Origin of the sequence: Nitrospirillum goiasense (assembly GCF_034427435.1) — a bacterium.
In the GTDB taxonomy this organism is placed as follows: Bacteria; Pseudomonadota; Alphaproteobacteria; order Azospirillales; family Azospirillaceae; genus Nitrospirillum.
In genome coordinates, this window is record NZ_JAXQNP010000003.1 from 425,463 (window position 1) to 445,491 (window position 20,029).

Annotated in this window: 18 protein-coding genes; 5 read left to right on the forward strand and 13 right to left on the reverse strand. The window is 68.2% G+C overall.

What is annotated here, in order from left to right:
• Positions 1–51 precede the first annotated feature (51 nt).
• Complete coding sequence (locus ULB03_RS16255) at positions 52–1,770, forward strand: alpha-keto acid decarboxylase family protein (protein WP_322484178.1); 1,719 nt, start codon at positions 52–54, stop codon at positions 1,768–1,770.
• A gap of 89 nt (positions 1,771–1,859) precedes the next feature.
• Here ULB03_RS16255 and ULB03_RS16260 read toward each other — a convergent pair whose 3' ends face one another.
• Both ULB03_RS16260 and ULB03_RS16265 read right to left on the reverse strand, forming a co-directional pair.
• A complete protein-coding gene (locus tag ULB03_RS16260; RefSeq protein ID WP_322484179.1) occupies positions 1,860–2,231 on the reverse strand; it encodes a Rossmann-fold NAD(P)-binding domain-containing protein in 372 nt (123 codons plus the stop codon).
• 11 nt (positions 2,232–2,242) lie between these two features.
• Positions 2,243–2,803, reverse strand: coding sequence for an NAD-dependent epimerase/dehydratase family protein (locus ULB03_RS16265; RefSeq protein WP_322484180.1), 561 nt, complete (start codon positions 2,801–2,803; stop codon positions 2,243–2,245).
• 303 nt (positions 2,804–3,106) lie between these two features.
• Here ULB03_RS16265 and ULB03_RS16270 point away from each other — a divergent pair, with 303 nt between their 5' ends.
• A complete protein-coding gene (locus ULB03_RS16270) occupies positions 3,107–3,694 on the forward strand; it encodes a TetR/AcrR family transcriptional regulator (protein WP_322484181.1) in 588 nt (195 codons plus the stop codon).
• Here ULB03_RS16270 and alkB read toward each other — a convergent pair.
• From alkB to ULB03_RS16290, 4 genes are all read right to left on the reverse strand, one after another.
• Positions 3,691–4,344 carry a DNA oxidative demethylase AlkB gene (alkB, locus tag ULB03_RS16275; RefSeq protein ID WP_322484182.1) on the reverse strand — a complete coding sequence of 218 codons (654 nt, stop codon included), beginning with the start codon at positions 4,342–4,344 and terminating at the stop codon, positions 3,691–3,693. The genes ULB03_RS16270 and alkB overlap by 4 nt on opposite strands.
• Before the next feature lie 8 nt (positions 4,345–4,352).
• Positions 4,353–5,102: a DUF72 domain-containing protein gene (locus ULB03_RS16280; RefSeq protein ID WP_322484183.1), complete on the reverse strand. Its 750-nt coding sequence runs from the start codon at positions 5,100–5,102 to the stop codon at positions 4,353–4,355.
• A gap of 145 nt (positions 5,103–5,247) precedes the next feature.
• Positions 5,248–6,105: an S-formylglutathione hydrolase gene (fghA, locus tag ULB03_RS16285; protein ID WP_322484184.1), complete on the reverse strand. Its 858-nt coding sequence runs from the start codon at positions 6,103–6,105 to the stop codon at positions 5,248–5,250.
• Between the two features lie 177 nt (positions 6,106–6,282).
• Positions 6,283–7,392, reverse strand: coding sequence for an S-(hydroxymethyl)glutathione dehydrogenase/class III alcohol dehydrogenase (locus tag ULB03_RS16290; protein WP_322484185.1), 1,110 nt, complete (start codon positions 7,390–7,392; stop codon positions 6,283–6,285).
• Positions 7,393–7,558: 166 nt separating this feature from the next.
• Here ULB03_RS16290 and ULB03_RS16295 point away from each other — a divergent pair, with 166 nt between their 5' ends.
• Positions 7,559–8,500 carry a LysR family transcriptional regulator gene (locus ULB03_RS16295; protein ID WP_322484186.1) on the forward strand — a complete coding sequence of 314 codons (942 nt, stop codon included), beginning with the start codon at positions 7,559–7,561 and terminating at the stop codon, positions 8,498–8,500.
• A gap of 48 nt (positions 8,501–8,548) precedes the next feature.
• On the opposite strand, the gene ULB03_RS16300 is transcribed toward ULB03_RS16295, so the two are convergent.
• The 7 genes from ULB03_RS16300 to ULB03_RS16330 form a co-directional block, all read right to left on the reverse strand.
• Positions 8,549–8,782 (reverse strand): phage tail protein, encoded by a 234-nt coding sequence (locus tag ULB03_RS16300; RefSeq protein ID WP_322484187.1) that lies wholly within the window; start codon positions 8,780–8,782, stop codon positions 8,549–8,551.
• A 203-nt stretch (positions 8,783–8,985) separates the two neighbouring features.
• Positions 8,986–10,068: an ATP-binding protein gene (locus ULB03_RS16305; RefSeq protein WP_322484188.1), complete on the reverse strand. Its 1,083-nt coding sequence runs from the start codon at positions 10,066–10,068 to the stop codon at positions 8,986–8,988.
• A gap of 14 nt (positions 10,069–10,082) precedes the next feature.
• Complete coding sequence (locus tag ULB03_RS16310; protein ID WP_322484189.1) at positions 10,083–10,772, reverse strand: response regulator; 690 nt, start codon at positions 10,770–10,772, stop codon at positions 10,083–10,085.
• 33 nt (positions 10,773–10,805) lie between these two features.
• A complete protein-coding gene (locus tag ULB03_RS16315; protein WP_322484190.1) occupies positions 10,806–12,194 on the reverse strand; it encodes an efflux transporter outer membrane subunit in 1,389 nt (462 codons plus the stop codon).
• 14 nt (positions 12,195–12,208) lie between these two features.
• Positions 12,209–15,358, reverse strand: a complete 3,150-nt coding sequence (locus ULB03_RS16320; protein ID WP_322484191.1) for an efflux RND transporter permease subunit — start codon at positions 15,356–15,358, stop codon at positions 12,209–12,211.
• 6 nt (positions 15,359–15,364) lie between these two features.
• A complete protein-coding gene (locus tag ULB03_RS16325) occupies positions 15,365–16,528 on the reverse strand; it encodes an efflux RND transporter periplasmic adaptor subunit (protein ID WP_322484192.1) in 1,164 nt (387 codons plus the stop codon).
• A 205-nt stretch (positions 16,529–16,733) separates the two neighbouring features.
• Positions 16,734–17,912 (reverse strand): MFS transporter, encoded by a 1,179-nt coding sequence (locus ULB03_RS16330; protein WP_322484193.1) that lies wholly within the window; start codon positions 17,910–17,912, stop codon positions 16,734–16,736.
• 246 nt (positions 17,913–18,158) lie between these two features.
• Between ULB03_RS16330 and ULB03_RS16335 the strand changes: the two genes are divergently transcribed.
• Together ULB03_RS16335 and ULB03_RS16340 are read left to right on the forward strand one after the other, a co-directional pair.
• Entirely contained in the window at positions 18,159–18,953 is a 795-nt protein-coding gene (locus tag ULB03_RS16335; RefSeq protein ID WP_322484194.1) for an SDR family NAD(P)-dependent oxidoreductase, read from the forward strand.
• Positions 18,954–18,973: 20 nt separating this feature from the next.
• Entirely contained in the window at positions 18,974–19,999 is a 1,026-nt protein-coding gene (locus ULB03_RS16340) for an alpha/beta fold hydrolase (protein WP_322484195.1), read from the forward strand.
• Positions 20,000–20,029: the final 30 nt, after the last annotated feature.

Genomic DNA, 20,029 nt, shown 5'->3' on the forward strand with positions numbered 1-20,029 from the left:
CATCGGCCGCGGCCCCCCTTCCCGTTCCCATCCCCGAAGGGTGCCGTTCCCATGAACCCCTTGCCCGACCATTTCACCGTCAGCGACTACCTCATCCAGCGCCTCTATGAGGTGGGGTTGCGCGACGTGTTCACCGTGCCCGGCGACTATGTCGCCCGCTGGTTCGACTACATCGACGATCCCGCCCGCAACCCGGACACGCCCCTGACCCGCCTCGGCTGCCGGTCGGAGCTGGAGGCGGGGTACGCCGCCGACGCCTACACCCGCCTGCGCGGCATCGGCTGCGCGGCCGTCACCTATGGCGTGGGCGCCTTCTCCCTGGTCAACCCGGTGGCGGGATCGTATGTGGAGCGGTTGCCGGTGGTCGCCATTTCCGGCAGCCCCGGCACCGCCACCACCGACCGGCCCTTCGCCCGCACCTACAAGATCCTGCTGCACCACGCCACCGGCAACTACCGCGCCGACCGCGACGCCTACCAGCACATCACCGTGGCCGCGGAGATCATCCGCGACGCGGCGCACGCCCCGGCGGAGATCGACCGCGCCCTGGGCCTGGCGCTGGCCTACAAGCGCCCCGTCTACCTGGAGCTGTGGCGCAATCTGTGGGATGCCGAATGCGCCCGACCGCAGGGTCCGCTGGCGGTGCCCAAGCTGCCGCGTGACGAGGCGGCCATCACCCAGGCCGCCGCCGCCGCCGCCGCCCGCATCACCGCCGCTGAAAGGCCCCTGTTCTGGGCCGGCATCGAGCTGCAGCGCTATGGCCTGCAGGAGACCTTCGGCGACCTGCGTACGCAGACCGGCCTGCCCTATGTCACCAGCCTGCTGGCCAAGAGTGTGCTGGCGGAAACGACGGAGGGCTTCGTCGGCACCTATACCGGGCCCTCATCCACCTATACGACCTATCAGACCGTGAAGGACGCCGACCTGCTGGTGGTGACCGGCGACCTGATCACCGATGATTACGAAGAGATCATCGAGGCCGATTTCGACACCATGATCGTGGCCTATGACAACAGCGTGCGCATCGGCGCCGCCACCTACAGCGGCGTGCCGCTGGCCGACTTTCTGGCCGCCCTGGCCAGCGCCCTGAAGGACCAACCGACCCGCCAGCCCTGGGCCACCAAGGGCCCCGCCACCATCGACCCGGACTACAAGCCCTTCCCGCCCGACCTCATCACCTATGCCCGTTTCTTCACGCGCATGGAGACATGGGTGGAGGCCGACATGACCCTGGTGCCGGATGAAAGCAGCAGCATGTATGTCAGCTGCAACATCCCGGTGAACCGCGCCAACGGCTTCGTCAGCCAGGCGGCCTGGGGCGCCATCGGCTATGCCTCGGCCGCCGGCTTCGGCCTGTCGGTGGCCGACCCCAGCGCCCGGCCGGTGGTGTTCGCGGGCGACGGCGGCTTCCAGATGGTGGCGCAGACCATCTCCAGCATGGCGCATTACGGCCGCAACCCGGTCGTCTTCGTCATGGAGAACGCCATCTATGGCATCGAGCAGGCGCTGACCAATTCAGCGACCTACACCGATGACCAACCGTTCAACGCCTATAACAAAATCCCGAAGTGGGAGTATGCGGAGTTCGCCCGCGCCCTGGGCGCCAAGGCCGCCCGCGTCACCACGCTGGAGCATCTGGAACAGGCGCTGGCGGACGTGAAGGCCGACCCGGACCATGTCTGGCTGGTGCAGGTGGTGCTGCCGGAGCGGGACATCCCGTCGGAAATCCTGCGCCTGGCGACCAGCATCCCACCCAGCCGGGGCGAATGATCGCTTGAGGGCCGCGTGAAGGGTGGGCGGGAACGCCCACCCTGTCCCCGTGAGGCCCGGTACGCATCCGACCGCGGATCGGACCGGCCTTATAGGGTGGCCAGCGCGGAGGCCACCAGGGCATCCACCGTGCCGTCATGGCGGAAGCCGGCGGCGTCGGCGGCCGGCGTGGCCAAGGGGGGATAGGCGCCGAACGCGGCCTCCAACGCCGCGTCGGAGACGTAGTCCACCAGACCGGCGTCCGCGCCGGTGCGCCGGGCGATGGCCTCCACCAGCGCGCCCATGGGAACACGCAGGGCCGGCAGGGTGACGGCGCCGGGCAACCGCGCGCCGTCGACGGTGGCGGCGTGCAGCAGATTGTCGACGCAGCGGTCCAGCGACATGGCCCAAATGGTGGCGCCGGGTGAGACCGGGCAGGTGTAGGGCCGTCCCGCCACCAGGGCATGGAACACATCGCTCATGAAGGCGGATTTCAGGCCCGTGGCCCCCCCGGCCGGGCCAGGATGCCGGACAGGCGGATGGCCACGGGATCGACCACCCCCCGGCGGCGGTAGTCGTCCAGCGCCAATTCCACCATGCGCTTGTGCGTGCCATAGGTCATGGCTGGCTGCGGCGGCGTGGTGTCATCGACCCGCGCCGGCAGGGGATGGCCCAGCACGGCGATGGTGCTGGTGTACACCACGCGGGGCGCCGGGCTGCCCGCCCCCATCGCGTCGGCCACAGCCTCGATCAGGGACAGCGTTCCGTCGAGGTTCACCTTGCGCGACAGGGCGGGGTCGCGCGTCGCCGCACCGCCGGGCAAGGCCGCCAGGTGAAACAGCACATCGGCCCCGTCGGCCACCAACCGGGTCCGCACGGCGGGGTCCGACAGGTCACCCGGCACCCGGGACACGCGGACGTCGTCGCAAATCGGCGGCTCGAGGTCGGCCAGCACCAGCCGGTCCACCACCCGACCCTCCAGGCCTTGGGCCAGAAGGCGCCGCGCCAGATGGCGGCCGACGAAGCCGCCGGCACCGGTCAAGATGATCCTCATAAGGCGTCCCTTCGCCACTGGTTCCGTTCATCCCGCACGATAGCGGCCCGACCAGCGGCGGCATAAACGATAGGATGGAAGGGAGGTATCGATGGCGCCGAAGGATAATCCGCCATCGGTGTACTAACCGCCCCTGTGCGACAGCGCCATGATCTTGCCACTGTAGAAAGAGTTAATGCATCTGCCCTGGTGCGTCAGGGTGACCGCGCCATTAGTAATGGCGCCTTTCCGGGATGAACTACAGACACGGCTGAGAAAATGGCTGAAAAGACACTAAAGCCTGGCCCCGAATTGATGAATCGGGTGCGCCAAGCCTTTCTGACTTACGGCTACAGCGACCTGACCATGGTGGATTTGGCCGAATCTTGCGGCTTCACACGCCGCGCGCTGTACCATTATTTCCGCAACAAGGAAGACGCCTTCAAGGCCAGCACCCGGCACGAGAACGCCATGCTGATCCGCGCGGGGCTGGAGGCCGGCGCCCGCGTGCGCCAGGCGGGCGGCAGCGCCCTGGACATCATCACCGAGATCATGGACGTGCGCTATGGCTACGCCCGCCGCGTCCTGGCCAAATCCCCCCACATCATCGACCTGACGGCGGAGGTGCTGAAGCGCTGCCGCGACCAGATGGTCGAGGCGGCGACCCATTTCCAGTCCCTGCTGGAAAAGCTGCTGCGGGAACTGGAGGGGGATGGCCTGCTGCGCCTGTCGCCGGAATTCACCCATGCCATGGCGGCGCAAACCTTGGCCGATGGCGGCAGCGCGGTGAGCCACGGCCTGCCGGCCGTTCCGGATGAGATGCTGACCACCCATTATCGCGCCATGTGCCGCGCCGTGCTCTACGGGTGCGCCACCCTGCCGGAAGGGTCCCGCCGGCTGGCGGCGGGTTAGAGCGCCCGGCGCAGGGTCAGGTTCAGGCGCCGCGCGCCCAGCTCCGGATGTTCCCCCTCCTTCAGCGGCAGGATGCCGTGATGGAACAGGCGCGATGGCCCACCCCAGACCACGACATCGCCATGGGTCAAGGGAACCCGCAGGAGGGGATCGGTCCGCTTCAGCCCGCCGAACTGGAAGGTCGCGGGCAGGCCCAGGGACACCGAGACGATGGGATGGCCCCTGTTCCGCTCATCCCTGTCCTGGTGCAGCGTCAGCCGCGCCCCCGGTTCATACCGGTTGATCAGGCAGGCGTCGGGGTCAAAGCCGGGATATCCCGCCTCTTCCGCCGCCTCATGGGCAAGGTCGCGCAAAACCTCCGGCAGGGCGGGCCAGGGCCGGCCGGTCATGGGGTCCTCGGCGGCATAGCGATAGCCGGCCCGGTCGGTGATCCAGCCGGCGGTGCCGCAATTGGTCATGGCGACCGACATTTCAAAGCCGCCCGGCGTCACCATGTGACGGAAGGGGGCCGCCTCCGCCACCCGCTCGACAGCGGCCAGCAGCGCCGGCACCAGGCCCAGCGCCCGGCCGCGCAGCACCACAGCGCCGGGGCCTATCCCTGCCCGCGACGGTGGGGGCGGCTCCAGCCCCGCCAGAAGGTCGCTCGTCATCGGTCGCCTCAGCCCAGGCGCTCGATCAGGGCCATGGCGGCGGCGGGATTGCGCACCTTGTGGCCGCTGATGACGTAGAGGTAGACGTCCTTGCCGTCCGACGCCCAGGTCTTCGCCTTCCGGGCCCAGGCGTCCAGGGCGGCCTCGCTGTAGCCCTTTTCCTCCCCCTCCGTCGTGCCCATGATGCGGGCGTAGGTGAAGGGCGCGGTATCCACCTCGATTTCCGGATAGTCGCTGTCGGCGGCGTGGATGACGGCGACGCCGTGCCGGCGCGCCAGCTCCGCGAACTGGGGATCGCGGAAGCTGTCGTGCCGCACCTCCACCGCATGGCGCAGCGCCCGCCCCCCGGCCTCGGCCGGCAGGGCGGCCAGGAAGGCGCCGAAATCCTCGGGATCGAACTTCTTGGTCGGCATGAATTGCCAGTTGATGGGGCCCAGCTTGTCCTTCAGCTCCAGCACGCCGCTGTCGATGAAGCGCTGCACGGACTCCGCCGCCTCCGCCAGCACGCGGCGGTTGGTGGTGAAGCGCGGGCCCTTGAGGGCGAAGACGAAGTCGTCCGGCGTCTCGTCATGCCACTTGGCGAAGCTCTCAGGCTTTTGCGAGCCGTAATAGGTGCCGTTGATCTCGATGGAGGTCAGTTGGCGGCTGGCGTATTCCAGCTCCCGCTTCTGCGTCAGGCCATCGGGGTAGAAGGCGCCGCGCCACGGCTCGTACGTCCAGCCGCCGATGCCCACGCGGATCCGGCCCTGCTTCGCCATCGTTCCCTCCCATTCATCGCCTAGGCCCACTGGCCTGCGCCCACCGGCCTGGACCGTCTTGCCGCCGCCCGACATGAAACGGGCGGCCCCGCCATAGGTGGGGCACGCCCGGGAAACGTCAACGGCGACGGAAGGTGGAACGCGCTTAGGCCTTCAGCCGTTCCGCGTGCCATTCCAGATGGTCGCGCATGAAGGTGGAGATGAAGAAGTAGGAATGGTCATACCCCTCCTGCAGCCGCAGGGTCAGGGGGATGCCGGCGGTGGCGCAGGCCTGGCGCAGCAGTTCCGGCCGCAGCTGGTTTTCCAGGAAGCTGTCGGCGGTGCCCTGGTCCACCAGCAGGTCGGGCACCCGCGCGCCATCCTCGATCAGGGCCACAGTGTCATGCCGGCGCCAGGCGGCCGGGTCGTCGCCCAGATAGCCTGGCAGCGCCTTCTGTCCCCACGGCACCTGGGTGGGGGCCACGATGGGCGCGAAGGCGGAGACGGACTTGAAGCGGCCGGGGTGGCGCAGCGCCACGGTCAAGGCGCCGTGACCGCCCATGGAATGGCCGGTGATGCCCTGGCGGTCCATGTCGACGGGGAAGTTGGCGGCCACCACTTCCGGCAATTCCTTGGTCACATAGGACCACATGCGGAAATGCGGCACCCACGGCGCCTGCGTGGCGTCGACATAGAATCCCGCCCCCTGGCCCATGTCCCAGGCGGTGTCATCGGCCACGCCCTCGCCCCGCGGGCTGGTGTCGGGGCAGACGATGATCAGGCCCAGGTCGGCCGCCGCTTGGCGGAACTCCCCCTTGTCGGTGACGTTGGCGTGGGTGCAGGTCAGGCCCGACAGGTACCAGACCACGGGCAGCTTGGCGCCGCCGGCTGCAGTGCCCTGGGCGGCTTGCGGCGGCAGGAAGACGCTGAACACCATGGGTGTGCCCGTCTCGGCCGAGGCGTGGCGATAGACGCCCTGGATCCCGCCGTGGCTGCGGCTGGTGGATACGGTCTCAAGGGTCATGGGGTGCCTCCAGACAAGGAAAGACCGGGCGCGGCGGCCGCGCCCGGATTCTCACAGGACCTCAAACCACGGATATGAGCCGTTAGCCCCTATCCGTGGACGCCGGTGACTGCCGGCGCGGGCTGCTCAGGCCCGTAAGCCAGGGGGCGGAAGCGCCCGCCCGGCATTTGAGGAAACTCAGTACACCACCACCGAGCGGATGGACTCGCCGGCGTGCATGAGGTCGAAGCCCTTGTTGATCTCATCCAGGCTGAGGGTGTGGGTGATCATCGGGTCGATCTGGATCTTCCCGTTCATGTACCAGTCGACGATCTTGGGCACATCAGTGCGGCCGCGGGCGCCGCCGAAGGCCGAGCCCTTCCACACGCGGCCCGTCACCAACTGGAAGGGACGGGTGGAGATTTCTTTGCCGGCCTCGGCCACGCCGATGACGACGGAAACGCCCCAGCCGCGATGGCAGGCTTCCAGCGCCTGGCGCATCACCACGGTGTTGCCGGTGCAGTCGAAGGTGTAGTCGGCACCGCCCTCGGTCAGGGCCACCAGGTGCTGGACGATATCGCCCTCCACCTTCTTCGGGTTCACGAAATGGGTCATGCCGAAGCGGCGGCCCCATTCCTCCTTGCTGTCATTGATGTCGACACCGATGATCTTGTCGGCGCCCACCATCTTGGCGCCCTGGATGACGTTCAGGCCGATGCCGCCCAGGCCGAAGATGACGACGTTGGCGCCGGGTTCGACCTTCGCCGTCTTCACCACGGCGCCCACGCCCGTGGTCACGCCGCAGCCGATGTAGCAGGAGGTGTTGAAGGGCGCGTCCTCCCGGATCTTCGCCACGGCGATTTCCGGCAGCACCGTGAAGTTGGAGAAGGTGGAGCAACCCATGTAATGGAAAATGGGCTGGCCCTTGTAGCTGAAGCGGCTGGTGCCATCGGGCATCAGGCCCTTGCCCTGGGTGGCGCGGATGGCGGTGCACAGGTTGGTCTTGCCGGAGAGGCAAGATTTGCACTGGCGGCATTCCGGCGTGTACAGCGGGATGACATGGTCGCCCGGCTTCACGCTGGTGACGCCCGGCCCCACCTCGCGCACGATGCCGGCGCCTTCATGGCCCAGGATGGAGGGGAACAGCCCCTCGCTGTCCAGGCCGTCCAGCGTGTAGGCGTCGGTGTGGCAAATGCCGGTCGCCATGATCTCGACCAGGACCTCGCCCGTCTTCGGGCCCTCCAGGTCCACTTCCACGATTTCAAGGGGCTTCTTCGCCTCGAACGCCACGGCGGCACGGGTCTTCATGGGTGCGTTTCCTATCTGGTGCAGGATTAATGCCGGCACGATCCCCCACCCCAAGTCAGCGCCCGGGGCGGGGGAAGCCGGTCCGTGAGCCGTCACCTTACGCCAAGGTGGGCGGTTCCGTCCGCCCGACTATAGTATCGCTTTCCCTGGCAACGGTGTTCTTTCCATGCTGATCGACAACCTGACCGACATCACCATCTTCATCCGCGTGGTCGCCACCGGCAGCCTGTCGGCGGCGGCGCGGGAGCTCGACCTGTCCCTGGCGGTGGTGTCCAAGCGGCTGGCGCGGCTGGAGGAACGGCTGGGCGTGCGCCTGGCCAACCGCACCACCCGGCGCTTCAGCCTGACGGATGAGGGGCTGGAGTTCCATGAGCGCTGCGTGCGCATCGTGGCGGATCTGGAGGAGGCGCAGGATCTGGTGGCCAGCCGCCGCCGCGCCGCCACCGGCCTGCTGCGGGTGACGGCCACCGCCGCCTTCGCCCGCCGCCACATCGCCCCCCGCCTGCCCCGCTTCCACGCCCAATATCCCGACGTGCGGGTGCAGGTGCTGGTGACCGACACGGTGGTGGACCTGGTGGAGGCCGGCATCGACGTCGCCATCCGCCAGGCGGCCCTGCCCGACAGCAGCCTGATGGTGCGCTTGTTGGCACCCAACTACCGCGTCCCCTGCGCCGCACCCGCCTATCTGGCCCAGCATGGCGAGCCGGCGACGCCGCAAGACCTGCTGCACCACCACTGCATCGTCATGGGCGACCCGCCCATGTCCACCTGGCGCTTCTACTGCCGGGAAGCGGAGGGCGAACCGGTGGCGGTGGAAATCCGCCCCCTGATCCAGACCAACGACGGCGAGGTCGGGCATGCCGCCGCCCTGGCCGGGTCCGGCATCGTCATGAAATCCATCTGGGACATCTGCGATGACCTGGCGGCCGGCCGCCTGAAGGGCCTGCTGCCGCACTACCACTCCCCAGCGCCCGCCATCCAGGCCGTCTACCCCGCCGGCCGCCACGCCGCCGCCAAGCTGCGCGCCTTCCTGGACTTCCTGTCAGCGGAACTGAAGGCCGACCCGTGCTGGGAGGTGGCTAATCGAGTACCCCGGAAAGACCCATGATGACTGTGGTCTGCGTTACGTCGGGTACCAAACGGCCAGCGCCCGGTGTCACGGCATGACACCCGTGGTGGCGATGATCCATTGGGTGCCGAGCGGCGCGGTCTTGTTGAGCGATGGCAACTGGAATTGGGCCGCGCCGGGGTTGCCGCCGAACTTGAAGCCTATGACCGCAAAGAGCGCCTGGTTGGCGCCGGCGGAGAGGACCTGACCGTTACAGGCCTCCCAACCATTGGGAATCGACTGGCCAGCCCACAGGACGATCGTACCGATGAACGGTTCCACGATGCTCTCCCAAGATTAAGAATAACGTTCTCCGATTGTTTATCGATCATTTTTATCAACTAAATCAACGTCATACTTTGGCATTTTCTATTTTAAATAGTTATATTGCGTGACTTTCTGTCGTAAGTAATGGCTCTAGCCCAGGCAGCAAGGCGCTGCGGGGAAACAGACCCAGCTATCACCGCCAGCTCCATATGCCGCCGTCACGCCCCCGCCGGCAGCCTGATCTCAAAGGCCACGCCCTGGGGCGTCACCGGTTCGGCGCGCACGTCGCCGCCGTGGGCGCGGGCGATGGCTTGGACAACGGCCAGGCCCAGGCCGGTGCCGCCGCTGATGCGGGCGCGGGATTCATCGGCGCGCCAGAAGGGATCGAAGGCGTGGGTTTCCATGCCCGGGGGCAGGCCAGGGCCCTCATCCACCACGCGCAGGACGACGCTGGCGCCCTCCAGGCCGGTCGTCACCCGGGCCCGGCCGGGGGCGGCGTAGCGGCGGGCGTTCTCCAGCAGGGCCAGCAGGGCCTGGCGCACGCGGGCGCCGTCGGCCGAAACCTGGACGGGCAGCAACTCCGTCTCGATGGCCAGGCCGGCGGCGGCGCAGCTGGGCCCCACCAGCGCCACCACGGCCGCCGCCTCCGCCGCCACGTCCACCTGATCGCGGCGCAGTTCCAGGCGCCCGCTCTGCGCCAGGGTCAGCAGCTTCAGGTCGTCGACGATGCGGGTCAGCAGGTCGACCTGCCCCACCAGTCCACGGAACGCCTCCATATCCGGGGTGAAGACACCGTCGGCGTAGCCTTGCAGGCGGCCCCGCAGGATGGTCAGCGGCGTGCGCAGCTCATGCGCGATGGCGACGTTCCAGGTGCGCATCTCGATGGCGGCGCGCTCCAGCTGCGCGGCCATGGCGTTGAAGTCCTGGACCAGCTGCTTGGTCTCATGAAAGGCGCTGGCGTCCACCTGGGCGCGGGCGGTCAGGTCGCCACCGGCGATGCGCTGGGCCGCCCCCGCCACGGCGTCCAGGGGGGCGATCAGCCGCCGGGCGAAGCGCACGGCGGCGCGGGCGGCCAGGGCCACGCCCAGCATGCCCAGCACCGCCGTGACCGTCCAGTCCATCACACGCTGCCAGATACCCGGCGGATGGTGGAGAACCTCGGGCCACAGGCGGAAGACCACGGTGAAGAAGGTGGTGATGCCCGCGGTCATGAGCACCAGGGCCAAGCCCGTGACCGCCGCCATGGACAGCACCAGCTGGCGGTTCAGGCCCCGGATCCGCCTAAGACTCCGCAGTTCCATGGTCCATCCCCCTGTCAGAGCGGCGGGCCCAGGCGATAGCCCACGCCGCGCACCCCTTCCATGTAACCGCCGGCCCCGGCCGCCTGTAGCTTGCGCCGGATGTTGCTGGCGTGGCTGTCGATGGTGCGTTCCAGCGTGTCTCCTTCCGGCAGGCAGGCGTCGATCAGCTCCGCCCGGGTGAAGGCGCGGGTCGGGGCCCGCATCATGTGGGCCAGGATGCGGAACTCCGTCAGCGTCAGGTCCAGCCGGCCCCGCCCCGCGTCGGTCGTCACCGTGGCCATGTGGGCGGTGAGGTCCAGTTCCAGCGGCCCCAGGCGCAGCAGGGTCTGCCCTTCGGCGGACCGGGTGCGGCGCAGCACGGCCTTGACCCGGGCCACCACTTCCAGCGGGTTGAACGGCTTCACGATATAGTCGTCGGCGCCGATGCGCAGGGCCTGCAGCTTGTCCAGATCCTCGCTCAGCGCCGTCACCATGATGACGGGCGTGTCGCCCCGCCGGCGCAGCTCCGCCAGCACCTCGTACCCGTCCACCTTGGGCATCTTGACGTCCAGGATGACCAGGTCGGGCGGCAGGGCCCGATGCAGGTCCAGCGCCACCTGGCCGTTGATGGCGGTGACGGTGCGCAAGCCCTCCCGCTCCAGATAGCCTTGCAGGATGCTGGCGATCTCGGGCTCGTCCTCGGCGATCAGCACCAGGGAACTCATCGCGTCACCCCCTCACCGCCGTTTCCGGCCGGGTCATTTGATGCCGCCGCCCAGCACCTGGTACAGGGTGACCAGGTTGCTGGCGTCCGTCAGGCGGACCGACACCAGGGTCTGCTGCGCGGAATACAGGGTGCGCTGGGCGTCCAGGGCGTTGAGGTAGCTGTCCGCCCCTTGCGCATAGCGGGCCTGGGACAGGTCGTAGCTGGTCTGGGCGCTGCGGACCGTGGCCTGCTGCGCGTCAAGCTGCTCGGCGATTGTGCCGCGGCGGGCCAGGGCGTCCGCCACCTCCCTGAACGCGGTCTGGATGGTCTTCTCATACGTCGCCACCGCCGCCTGCTGCGTGGCCTTGGCATAGTCCAGGTTGGCCTGGTTGGCGCCATTGTCGAAAATGGGCACCGAGACGGACGGCGTGAAGCTCAGCGACTGCGACCGGGCCTGGAACAGGTTGCCGAAGGCGGAACTGGCGAAGCCGGCCGCCGTCGTCAGGCTGACGGTGGGGAAGAAGGCGGCGCGGGCGGCCCCGATATTGGCGTTGGCCGCCTTGAGGCTGTGTTCCGCCGACAGCACGTCCGGCCGGTTCAGCAGCACCTCGGTGCTCATCCCCGCCGGCAGGGCCGCCAGGGTAAAGGCGCGGCCCTCGATCCCGTCCGGCAGGCGGGCGGGGTCCACCGGCGCACCCGTCAGGATCTCCAGCGCGTTCAGATCCTGCGCCACCTGGGTGGTGTAGCTGGCGACGTTGGCACGGGCGGTCTGATAGACGGTGTCGGCCTCCGCCGCGTCCAGCCGGGTGGCGACACCACTGGTCAGGCGCTTGCGCGTCACCTCCGCCGAGCGCTGGGCGCTTTCCATCGTCGTCTGCGCGATGCGCAGCAGGCTCTTGTCGGCGGCGTAGGTGATGTAGGCGGTGGCGACCTCGGAAATCAGGCTGATGCGGGTGGCCCGCGTCGTCTCCTCCTGCGCCAGGTAGGTTTCCAGTTCGGCCCGCGTCAGGCTGGCGACGCGGCCGAACAGGTCGGCATCGAAGGCGCTGACGCCGATGCCGGCGGACAGCGACTTGGTCTCCCGCCGCGTGCCGCCGGCGCCCGTGCGGCTGTAACCGGCGCTGCCCGTGGCATCCACCGTGGGCAGCCGCGCGGCGTCCTGCACCTGGTACTTGGCCCGGGCGGCCAGCACGTTCTGCACCGCCACCCGCAGGTCCCGGTTGTTGTCCAGCGCCTGGCCGATGACGGCGCGCAGGTCGGCATCGACGAAAAAGTCCTGCCACCCCGTCTCGGCCACCGGCGCGCCCGCCGCCGGCGGGGCATAGGCGCTGCCCTTGGGCCAGGCGGCTGAAACCGGGGCGGACGGCCGCTGGTAGTCGGGGTCCAGCGAGATACAGCCGGTCAGCAGGGCCAGGACCAGCAGGGACGGGGCGCTACGCATGGGTCCGCGCGTCATCACACGCCCTCCGACTGGGTATCTTCCTTGGGCCCGCCACCATGCTTGCCGGCCAGATCGCCGCCGAACAGCTTGCGCACCAAGACGTAGAACAAGGGCACGAAGAAGATGGCCAGCACCGTGGCCGAGACCACGCCGCCCACCACGCCGGTGCCGATGTCGTTCTGGCTGCCGGCACCGGCCCCGGTGGCCAGCGCCAGGGGCACCACGCCGGCGACGAAGGCCAGCGAGGTCATGAGGATGGGGCGCAGGCGCAGGCGCGCGCCCTCGATGGCGGCGCGCACCGTGGGCACGCCCCGCTTCTCCGCCGCCTCCGCGAACTCCACGATCAGGATGGCGTTCTTGGCCGACAGGCCGATGGTGGTCAGCAGGCCCACCTGGAAATAGATGTCGTTGCTGAGGCCGCGCAGGGTGGCCGCCGTGACGGCGCCCAGGACGCCCAGCGGGATGACCAGCAGCACCGACACCGGGATGGACCAGCTTTCGTACAACGCCGCCAGGCAAAGGAAGACCACCAGGATGGACAGGGCGTAGAGCATGGGCGCCTGGCCGCTGGACAACCGCTCCTGATAGGACAGACCGCTCCATGACAGGCTGGTGCCCGGCGGCAACTCACCCACCAACTTTTCCATGGTGTTCATGGCGTCGCCGGAACTGGTGTCGCCCGCCGCCGCACCCTGGATTTCCAGGGCGGCCAGGCCGTTGAACCGTTGCAACTGCGGCGGCCCCATCTCCCAGCGCGCCTTGGCGAAGGCGGTGAAGGGCGCCATGGTGCCGCTGGAGCCCTTGACGTACCAGGCCGCCAGATCTTCCGGCGAGGAGCGATAGGGCGCGTCGGCCTGGACATAGACGCGCTTCACGCGCCCCCGGTCGATGAAGTCGTTGACGTAGTTGGACCCCCACGCCCCGCTCAGGGTACTGGTCACGTCGCCGATGGACAGGCCCAGGGCCGTCGCCTTGGCCTGGTCGATGTCGATCTTCAGCTGCGGCGTGTCATCCAGGCCGTTGGGACGGACGGCCTGCAGGGTCTTATCCTGCGCCGCCAGGCCCAGCAGCTGGTTGCGGGCGGCCATCAGGCCGGCATGGCCCAGCGTGCCGTTGTCCTGCAGCCACATGTCGAAGCCGTTGGACTGGCCCAGGCCCTGGATGGACGGCGGGATGAGGGAGAAGATCTGCGCGTCGCGGACGCTGGACAGGCTCTTGGTCGCGCGGGCGGCGATGGCCTGCGCCTTGTTTTCTGCCCCCGGCCGCAGGCTCCAATCCTTCAGGGCCAGGAAGGCCATGCCGGCGTTCTGACCCGACCCGGCGAAACTGAACCCGGCCACGGTGAACAGCGTCCGCACCGTGTCCTTCTCATTCTCCATGAAATACTTCTCGATGGCGCGGGACACCTGGTCGGTGCGGGCGTAGGTGGCGCCCACCGGCAGGGTGTACTGCACCATGATGCTGCCCTGATCCTCATCGGGCAGGAAGCTGGTCGGCAGGCGGACGAACAGCAGGGCCATGGCGCCGACGATAACGCCATAGGTCAGCATGAAGAGGGCCGGCCGGCCGATGATGCCCCCCAGGCGGCGAGCGTAGCCCTCCTGCCCCCGGTCGAAATTGCGGTTGAACCAGCCGGCCAGGCCCTTGGTATGGCCGTGGCCATTGGGCTTGAGCAAGGTGGCGCACAGTGCCGGCGACAGCACCAGGGCCACCACCACCGACAGGGCCATGGCCGAGACGATGGTGATGGAGAACTGGCGGTAGATCACGCCGACGGAGCCGCCGAAGAAGGCCATGGGCAGGAACACGGCGGACAGCACCATGGCGATGCCCACCAGCGCGCCGGTGATCTCATCCATGGATTTGGCCGTGGCCTCGTACGGGGACAGCTTCTCCTCGCGCATGATGCGCTCGACGTTCTCCACCACGACGATGGCGTCGTCCACCAGCAGGCCGATGGCCAGCACCATGGCGAACAGGGTCAAGGTGTTGATGGAGTAACCGGCCGCCGACAGCACGCCGAAGGTGCCCAGCAGCACCACGGGCACGGCGATGGCCGGCACAAGCACCGCCCGCCAGCTCTGCAGGAAGACGAACATCACGATGACCACCAGGATGATGGCCTCGATCAGGGTCTTGATCACCTCATGGATGGACAGCTTCACGAAAGCGGTGCTGTCGCGGGGATAGGCGATCTTGTAACCGGCGGGGAAGTTGTGGGCCATGGCCTCTACCTTGGCCTTCACGGCCGCGGCGGTCTTCATGGCGTTGGCGCCGGAGGCCAGCTGCAAGGCCATGCCCGAGGCCGGGTGGCCGTTCAGCCGGGTGCTGACGCTGTAATCCTCGTTGCCCAGTTCCACCCGCGCCACATCGCTGAGGTGGACGGTGGCGCCGTCGGTCAGCGTCTTGACGATGATGGCGCGGAACTGGTCCGGCGTCTGCAGCCGGGACATGGCGGTGACGGTGGCGTTCAGTTGCTGGGTGGCGGCGGAAGGCCGGGCGCCGATCTCACCCGCCGTCACCTGTGTGTTCTGCGCCTCGATGGCGGACTCGATGTCAGACGGCATCAGGCCATAGCTGTGCAGCTTGTGCGGGTCCAGCCAGATGCGCATGGCGTACTGCGAGCCGAACACGCGGGTTGCGCCCACGCCGCTGACGCGGCTCAGCGGGTCCTGCAGATTGCTGACCAGGAAGTCGGCCACGTCGGCGCTGGTCGCCTTGTCCGTCTCGTCATAGACGGCGACGACCATCAGGAAATCGGTCTGCGCCTTGGCGACGGTGATGCCCTGCTGCTGCACCTGGGTGGGCAGGCGGCTGGTGGCCTGCGACACCTTGTTCTGCACCTGCACCTGGGCCACGTCGGGGTTGGTGCCCTGCTCGAACGTCACGCTGATGCTGGCGTCGCCGTCGGAGCTGCTGCTGGAACTGAAGTACAGCAGGTGGTCGATGCCGGTCAGCTGCTGTTCCAGCACCTGCACCACGCTGCTTTCCACCGCCTCCGCCGAGGCGCCGGGGTAGGAGGCGCTGATCGAGACGGAGGGTGGGGCGATGTCCGGGTATTGCGAGATCGGCAGGGTGAAGATGGCCAGCACGCCGAACAGCATGATGACGATGGCGATGACCCAGGCGAAGATGGGCCGGTCGATGAAATAGCGTGCGAACATGGCGCCTTACTTCCCGCTGCCCGATGTGGGCGCCTTGGCGGACAGGTCGACCTCCACCGGCGTCACCGCCTGGCCGACCCTGGCCTTCATCGATCCCTCGACGATCAGGCGGTCCCCCTCCTTCAGGCCATCGGTCACCAGCCACTTGTCGCCCACCGTGCGGTCCACCGTCAGCAGGCGCTGCTCCACCTTGTTGTCGGCGGTCACCACCAGGGCGATGGGATCGCTCTTGGGATTGCGCGACACGCCCTGCTGCGGCGCCAGGATGGCGTTGGGCATCACGCCCTGTTCCACCGTCGTGCGCACATACATGCCGGGCAGCAGCATTTCCTGGGGGTTGGGGAACAGGGCGCGCAGGGTCACGGCGCCCGAATCCTGGTCCACCGACACCTCGGCGAACTTCAAGGTGCCGGGCGTGGGATAGGCGCTGCCGTCCTCCAGCTTCAGGGTCGCCTGCGCATCCCCCTTGCCCAGGCCGCCGGACATCAGGCGACGCTTCAGCGCCGTCATTTCCATGCTGGACTGGGTGATGTCGACGTAGATGGGGTCCAGCTGGGTGATGGTGGCCAGGGCCGTCGTCTGGTCCGCCGTCACCAGGGCGCCCTCGGTGATGCTGGACCGGCCGATGCGGCCGCTGATGGGGGCGGTGATGCGGGTATAGTCCAGGTTCACCTTGGCGGCCTTCACCGCCGCCCGGTCAGCGACGATGGTGGCCTGGCCCTGCTGGTAGGCGGCGCGGGCGTCGTCGTAATCCTGGCGGCTGACACCCTCGACCTTCACCAGTTCGGCATACCGCTCGGCCTTGGACTTCAGGCTGATCAGGTTGGCCTCGGCGTTGGCCAGATTGCCCTGGGCCTGCTCATACGCCGCCTCATAGGGCGCGGGGTCGATCTGGTAGAGCAACTGACCGGCCTGGACCAGGGCGCCTTCCTCAAACAGACGCTTCTGGATGATGCCGGCCACCTGCGGCCGGACGTCGGAGACGCGATGCGCGCTGGTGCGGCCCGCCAGCTCGGCCTTCAGCGGCACCGTCTGGGTGTGAAGGACGACGTAGCCCACCTGCGGCGGCGGCGGGGCCGCCACCTCCTGTTTCTTGTCGCACGCCGTCAGGACCAGCAGGCTCAGCAGGGGGGCGCCCACAGGGGCCGAAAAACTCAGTCGCTTCAACATCTCGGTCGTCATCCTGACGGTTACGGCGGCCATAGGTGATAGGTACCCGGCGTCCACGCCACCGGGTGGCGGGGCCAAGATAGCAAAATGGCCAGTAATCCGAGATGGGGTACGCGCGCTTCGTGGAGATTATGTGGAGGGCCGGTCCACACGGCGTGGGCCGGCCCCTTCCGATCCCATTTTCCCAATCACAGGGGGGTATTGGTCAGCACGATGCCGCCGCCACCGTCACGTTGGCCGCCGCCCGCCGGTCCTGGGCCCAGCCCAGCAGGGCCAGCAACAGGCCACCGCCGGCCACGGCGGCACCAGCGAACGCCACGGCCTCATAGCCGTAGCCGCCGTCGATCACCAGGCCACCCAGGAAGGCGCCGCCGGCGTTGCCCAGGTTGAAGGCGCCGATGTTGAGCGAGGCCGCCAGATTGGGCGCGTCGCCCGCCTTTTCCAGCACGCGCATCTGCAGGGGCGGCACGGTGGCGAAGGCGGCCATGCCCCAGACGAACAGGGTGGCGATGGACGCCACCGCGTTGTGCATGGTGACGGAGAACACGGCCAGCACCAGGCCCAGCAGCGCCAGCACGCCCACCAGGGTGGGCATCAGGGCCCTGTCCGCCAGCTTGCCGCCCAGCACGTTGCCCAGCGTCAGGCCCAGGCCGAAGACCAGCAGGGCACTGGTGACGGCGGTGGGTGACAATCCCGCCGCCTGTTCCAGGATGGGGGTGATGTAGGTGAAGACCAGGAACACCCCGCCGAAGCCCAGCACCGTGGTGGCCAGCGCCACCAGCACGGCCGGCCGCTTCAAGACCGCGACCTCCGCCGCCAGGCTGCCCTGCTCAGACGCCGCCACCGGCGGCACCAGCGCCGCCACGGCGACGGCCGCCACCAGGCCCAGGCCGGCCACGGCCCAGAAGGTGGCGCGCCAGCCGAAATGCTGGCCGATCAGGGTGCCCAACGGCACGCCCAGGATGTTGGCCAGGGTCAGGCCGGTGAACATCAGGGCGATGGCGCTGGCCCGCCGCTCCGCCGGCACCAGGCTGGCGGCGACGACGGAACCGATGCCGAAAAAGGACCCGTGGGTGAAGCTAGCAACGATGCGCGCCGCCATCAGCAGGGTATAGCTGCTGGCCAGCGCGGCCAGGACATTGCCCACGATGAACAGGCCCATCAGGCTGATCAGCAGGACTTTCCGCGGCAGCTTGCCCGTGGTCAGGGTCAGGATGGGGGCGCCCACCACCACGCCCAGGGCGTAGCCGGAAATGAGCAGGCCCGCCATGGGGATGGAAACGCCCAGGTCCATCGCCACGTCGGGCAGCAGGCCCATGATGACGAATTCCGTGGTGCCAATGGCGAACGCCGCAGCCGCCAGGGCGAAAAGGGGAAGGGGCATGGCTATCACTCCGCCTCATGCAATCGGCCGCACGGGAAAAATCGCGTCGGCGGCCTATCTGTTTGGTGTCGTCCCCACCCTCGCCCCTTTTGCGTCTGCGAAAAACGGGACGGTCACGGAAACACTCTTCACGTTTTGGAAAGAGTGATTTGGCAACGGCGCCCATTCTTGCCAGCCGCCGCCGGTGCTACATCAAGGGCCATGCACGGCGCCGCATCCGACGCCCTTCCTGATGGAGAAAACATTATGCAGATCGACCTGAAGGGCCAGACGGCCATCGTCACCGGTTCCACCGCCGGCATCGGCTTCGCCATCGCGCTGGGCCTGGCCAAGGCCGGCGCGTCCCTGATCCTGAACGGCCGCAGCCAGGCCACCGTCACCGCCGCCGTGGCCAAGCTGAACGAGCTGGTGCCCGGCGCCGACGCGCGCGGCGTGGCCGCCGACGTCAGCACGGCGGAGGGGGCCGCCGCCCTGCTGGAGGCGGTGCCCCAGGCCGACATCCTGGTGAACAACGCCGGCATCTTCGAACCCAAGGACTTCTTCGAGACGCCGGATGAGGACTGGACCCGCATGTTCGAGGTCAACGTCCTGTCGGGCGTGCGCCTGTCCCGCGCTTACCTCAAGGGCATGCTGGAACGCAACCAGGGCCGCGTCATCTTCATCTCCTCCGAATCCGGGCTGAACATCCCGGTGGAGATGATCCACTATGGTTTCAGCAAGACCGCCCAGTTGGCGGTGTCGCGCGGCCTGGCCAAGCTGACGCGCGGCAGCAAGGTCACCGTCAACGCCGTCCTGCCCGGCCCCACCCTGTCGGAAGGGGTCGAGGCCATGCTGAAGGATCAGGTGGCCAAGACCGGCAAGTCGATCGAGGAGGTCGGCGCCGACTTCGTCCGTGCCTTCCGCCCCACCTCGCTGATCCAGCGGACGGCAACGGTGGAGGAGGTGGCGAACATGGTGGTATACGCCTGCTCCCCCTTCGCCTCCGCCACCAACGGCGCCGCCTTGCGCGTCGATGGCGGCGTGGTCGACTTCATCGCCTGATCGGGAAAGGGCCATCCTTCATGCGGCGTCTCGTTTGCCTCGCCCTGACGGCCGTTCTGGCCGCCAGCCCCGCCGCCGTCACCACAGCGACGGCAAGCACCATCGCCCCGGCGACAACGGAGCCCATCGGCATCGCGCTGGAGGGATGGCCCTATCCCTTCCCCGTCAGTTATTTCGAGTTCGTGGTGGAGGGGCAGACCCTGCGCCAGGCCTATATGGACGTGGCGCCCACCGGCAAACCGAATGGCCGGGTGGCGCTGCTGTTCCACGGCCGCAACTTCCCCGCCAGCTATTGGGACACGGTCATCCGCGCCTTCGCCGCGGACGGCTATCGCGTCATCGCCACCGATCAGATCGGCTTCGGCAAATCGTCCAAGCCCGACCTGCCCTACAGCTTCGATTTCTTCGCCGCCAATACGGCGGCCTTGCTGGACAGCCTGGGGATCCGCCAAATGGATCTGGTGGGCCATTCCATTGGCGGCATGCTGGCCGCCCGCTTCACCCGCACCTATCCAGAGCGGGTGCGCCGCCTGGTGTTGGAGGCGCCGGTGGGGCTGGAGGATTACCGCATGACCGTGCCGCCGGTCAGCGACACCTTCCTCTATGACCGCGAATACGCCCTGTCGGCCGACGCCTACCGCGCCTTCCTGAAGAACACCTATTCCCTGTCCGTGCCGGTGGCGGAGATCGAGCCCTTCGTCGCCCTGCGCGAACGGCTGAAGGCCAGCGGCGAGTATCCGCGCTGGGTGAAGTCCTTCATCAAGTCCTATCAGATGATCCACGACCAGCCGGTGGTGCATGAATACCCGCTGATCGCCACCCCCACCCTGTTCATCATGGGGTCGGCCGACCACAACGCGCCGGGCAAGCCCTACACCACCAAGGAATTGGGCGCCGGCATGGGCCGCAACGCCGACAACGCCAAGACCATCGCGGCGACCATGCCCAACGCCCAGGTGGTGGTGTTCGACGGCGTCGGCCACCTGGTCCACCTGGAACGGCCGGCCGCGTTCAACAAGACGGCGCTGGAGTTTTTGGACCAATAGTCCCGGACCCGTAATTCCTGGGCCGCCGGG

Coding starts and splice junctions, on each gene's coding strand:
- ULB03_RS16255 (WP_322484178.1), top strand. CDS start 52: ATGAACCCCTTGCCCGACCATTTCACCGTCAGCGACTACCTCATCCAG.
- ULB03_RS16295 (WP_322484186.1), top strand. CDS start 7,559: ATGCTGATCGACAACCTGACCGACATCACCATCTTCATCCGCGTGGTC.
- ULB03_RS16310 (WP_322484189.1), bottom strand. CDS start 10,772: ATGAGTTCCCTGGTGCTGATCGCCGAGGACGAGCCCGAGATCGCCAGC.
- ULB03_RS16315 (WP_322484190.1), bottom strand. CDS start 12,194: ATGCGTAGCGCCCCGTCCCTGCTGGTCCTGGCCCTGCTGACCGGCTGT.
- ULB03_RS16305 (WP_322484188.1), bottom strand. CDS start 10,068: ATGGAACTGCGGAGTCTTAGGCGGATCCGGGGCCTGAACCGCCAGCTG.
- ULB03_RS16335 (WP_322484194.1), top strand. CDS start 18,159: ATGCAGATCGACCTGAAGGGCCAGACGGCCATCGTCACCGGTTCCACC.
- alkB (WP_322484182.1), bottom strand. CDS start 4,344: ATGACGAGCGACCTTCTGGCGGGGCTGGAGCCGCCCCCACCGTCGCGG.
- ULB03_RS16330 (WP_322484193.1), bottom strand. CDS start 17,912: ATGCCCCTTCCCCTTTTCGCCCTGGCGGCTGCGGCGTTCGCCATTGGC.
- ULB03_RS16320 (WP_322484191.1), bottom strand. CDS start 15,358: ATGTTCGCACGCTATTTCATCGACCGGCCCATCTTCGCCTGGGTCATC.
- ULB03_RS16265 (WP_322484180.1), bottom strand. CDS start 2,803: ATGAGGATCATCTTGACCGGTGCCGGCGGCTTCGTCGGCCGCCATCTG.
- ULB03_RS16290 (WP_322484185.1), bottom strand. CDS start 7,392: ATGAAGACCCGTGCCGCCGTGGCGTTCGAGGCGAAGAAGCCCCTTGAA.
- ULB03_RS16260 (WP_322484179.1), bottom strand. CDS start 2,231: ATGAGCGATGTGTTCCATGCCCTGGTGGCGGGACGGCCCTACACCTGC.
- fghA (WP_322484184.1), bottom strand. CDS start 6,105: ATGACCCTTGAGACCGTATCCACCAGCCGCAGCCACGGCGGGATCCAG.
- ULB03_RS16340 (WP_322484195.1), top strand. CDS start 18,974: ATGCGGCGTCTCGTTTGCCTCGCCCTGACGGCCGTTCTGGCCGCCAGC.
- ULB03_RS16280 (WP_322484183.1), bottom strand. CDS start 5,102: ATGGCGAAGCAGGGCCGGATCCGCGTGGGCATCGGCGGCTGGACGTAC.
- ULB03_RS16325 (WP_322484192.1), bottom strand. CDS start 16,528: ATGTTGAAGCGACTGAGTTTTTCGGCCCCTGTGGGCGCCCCCCTGCTG.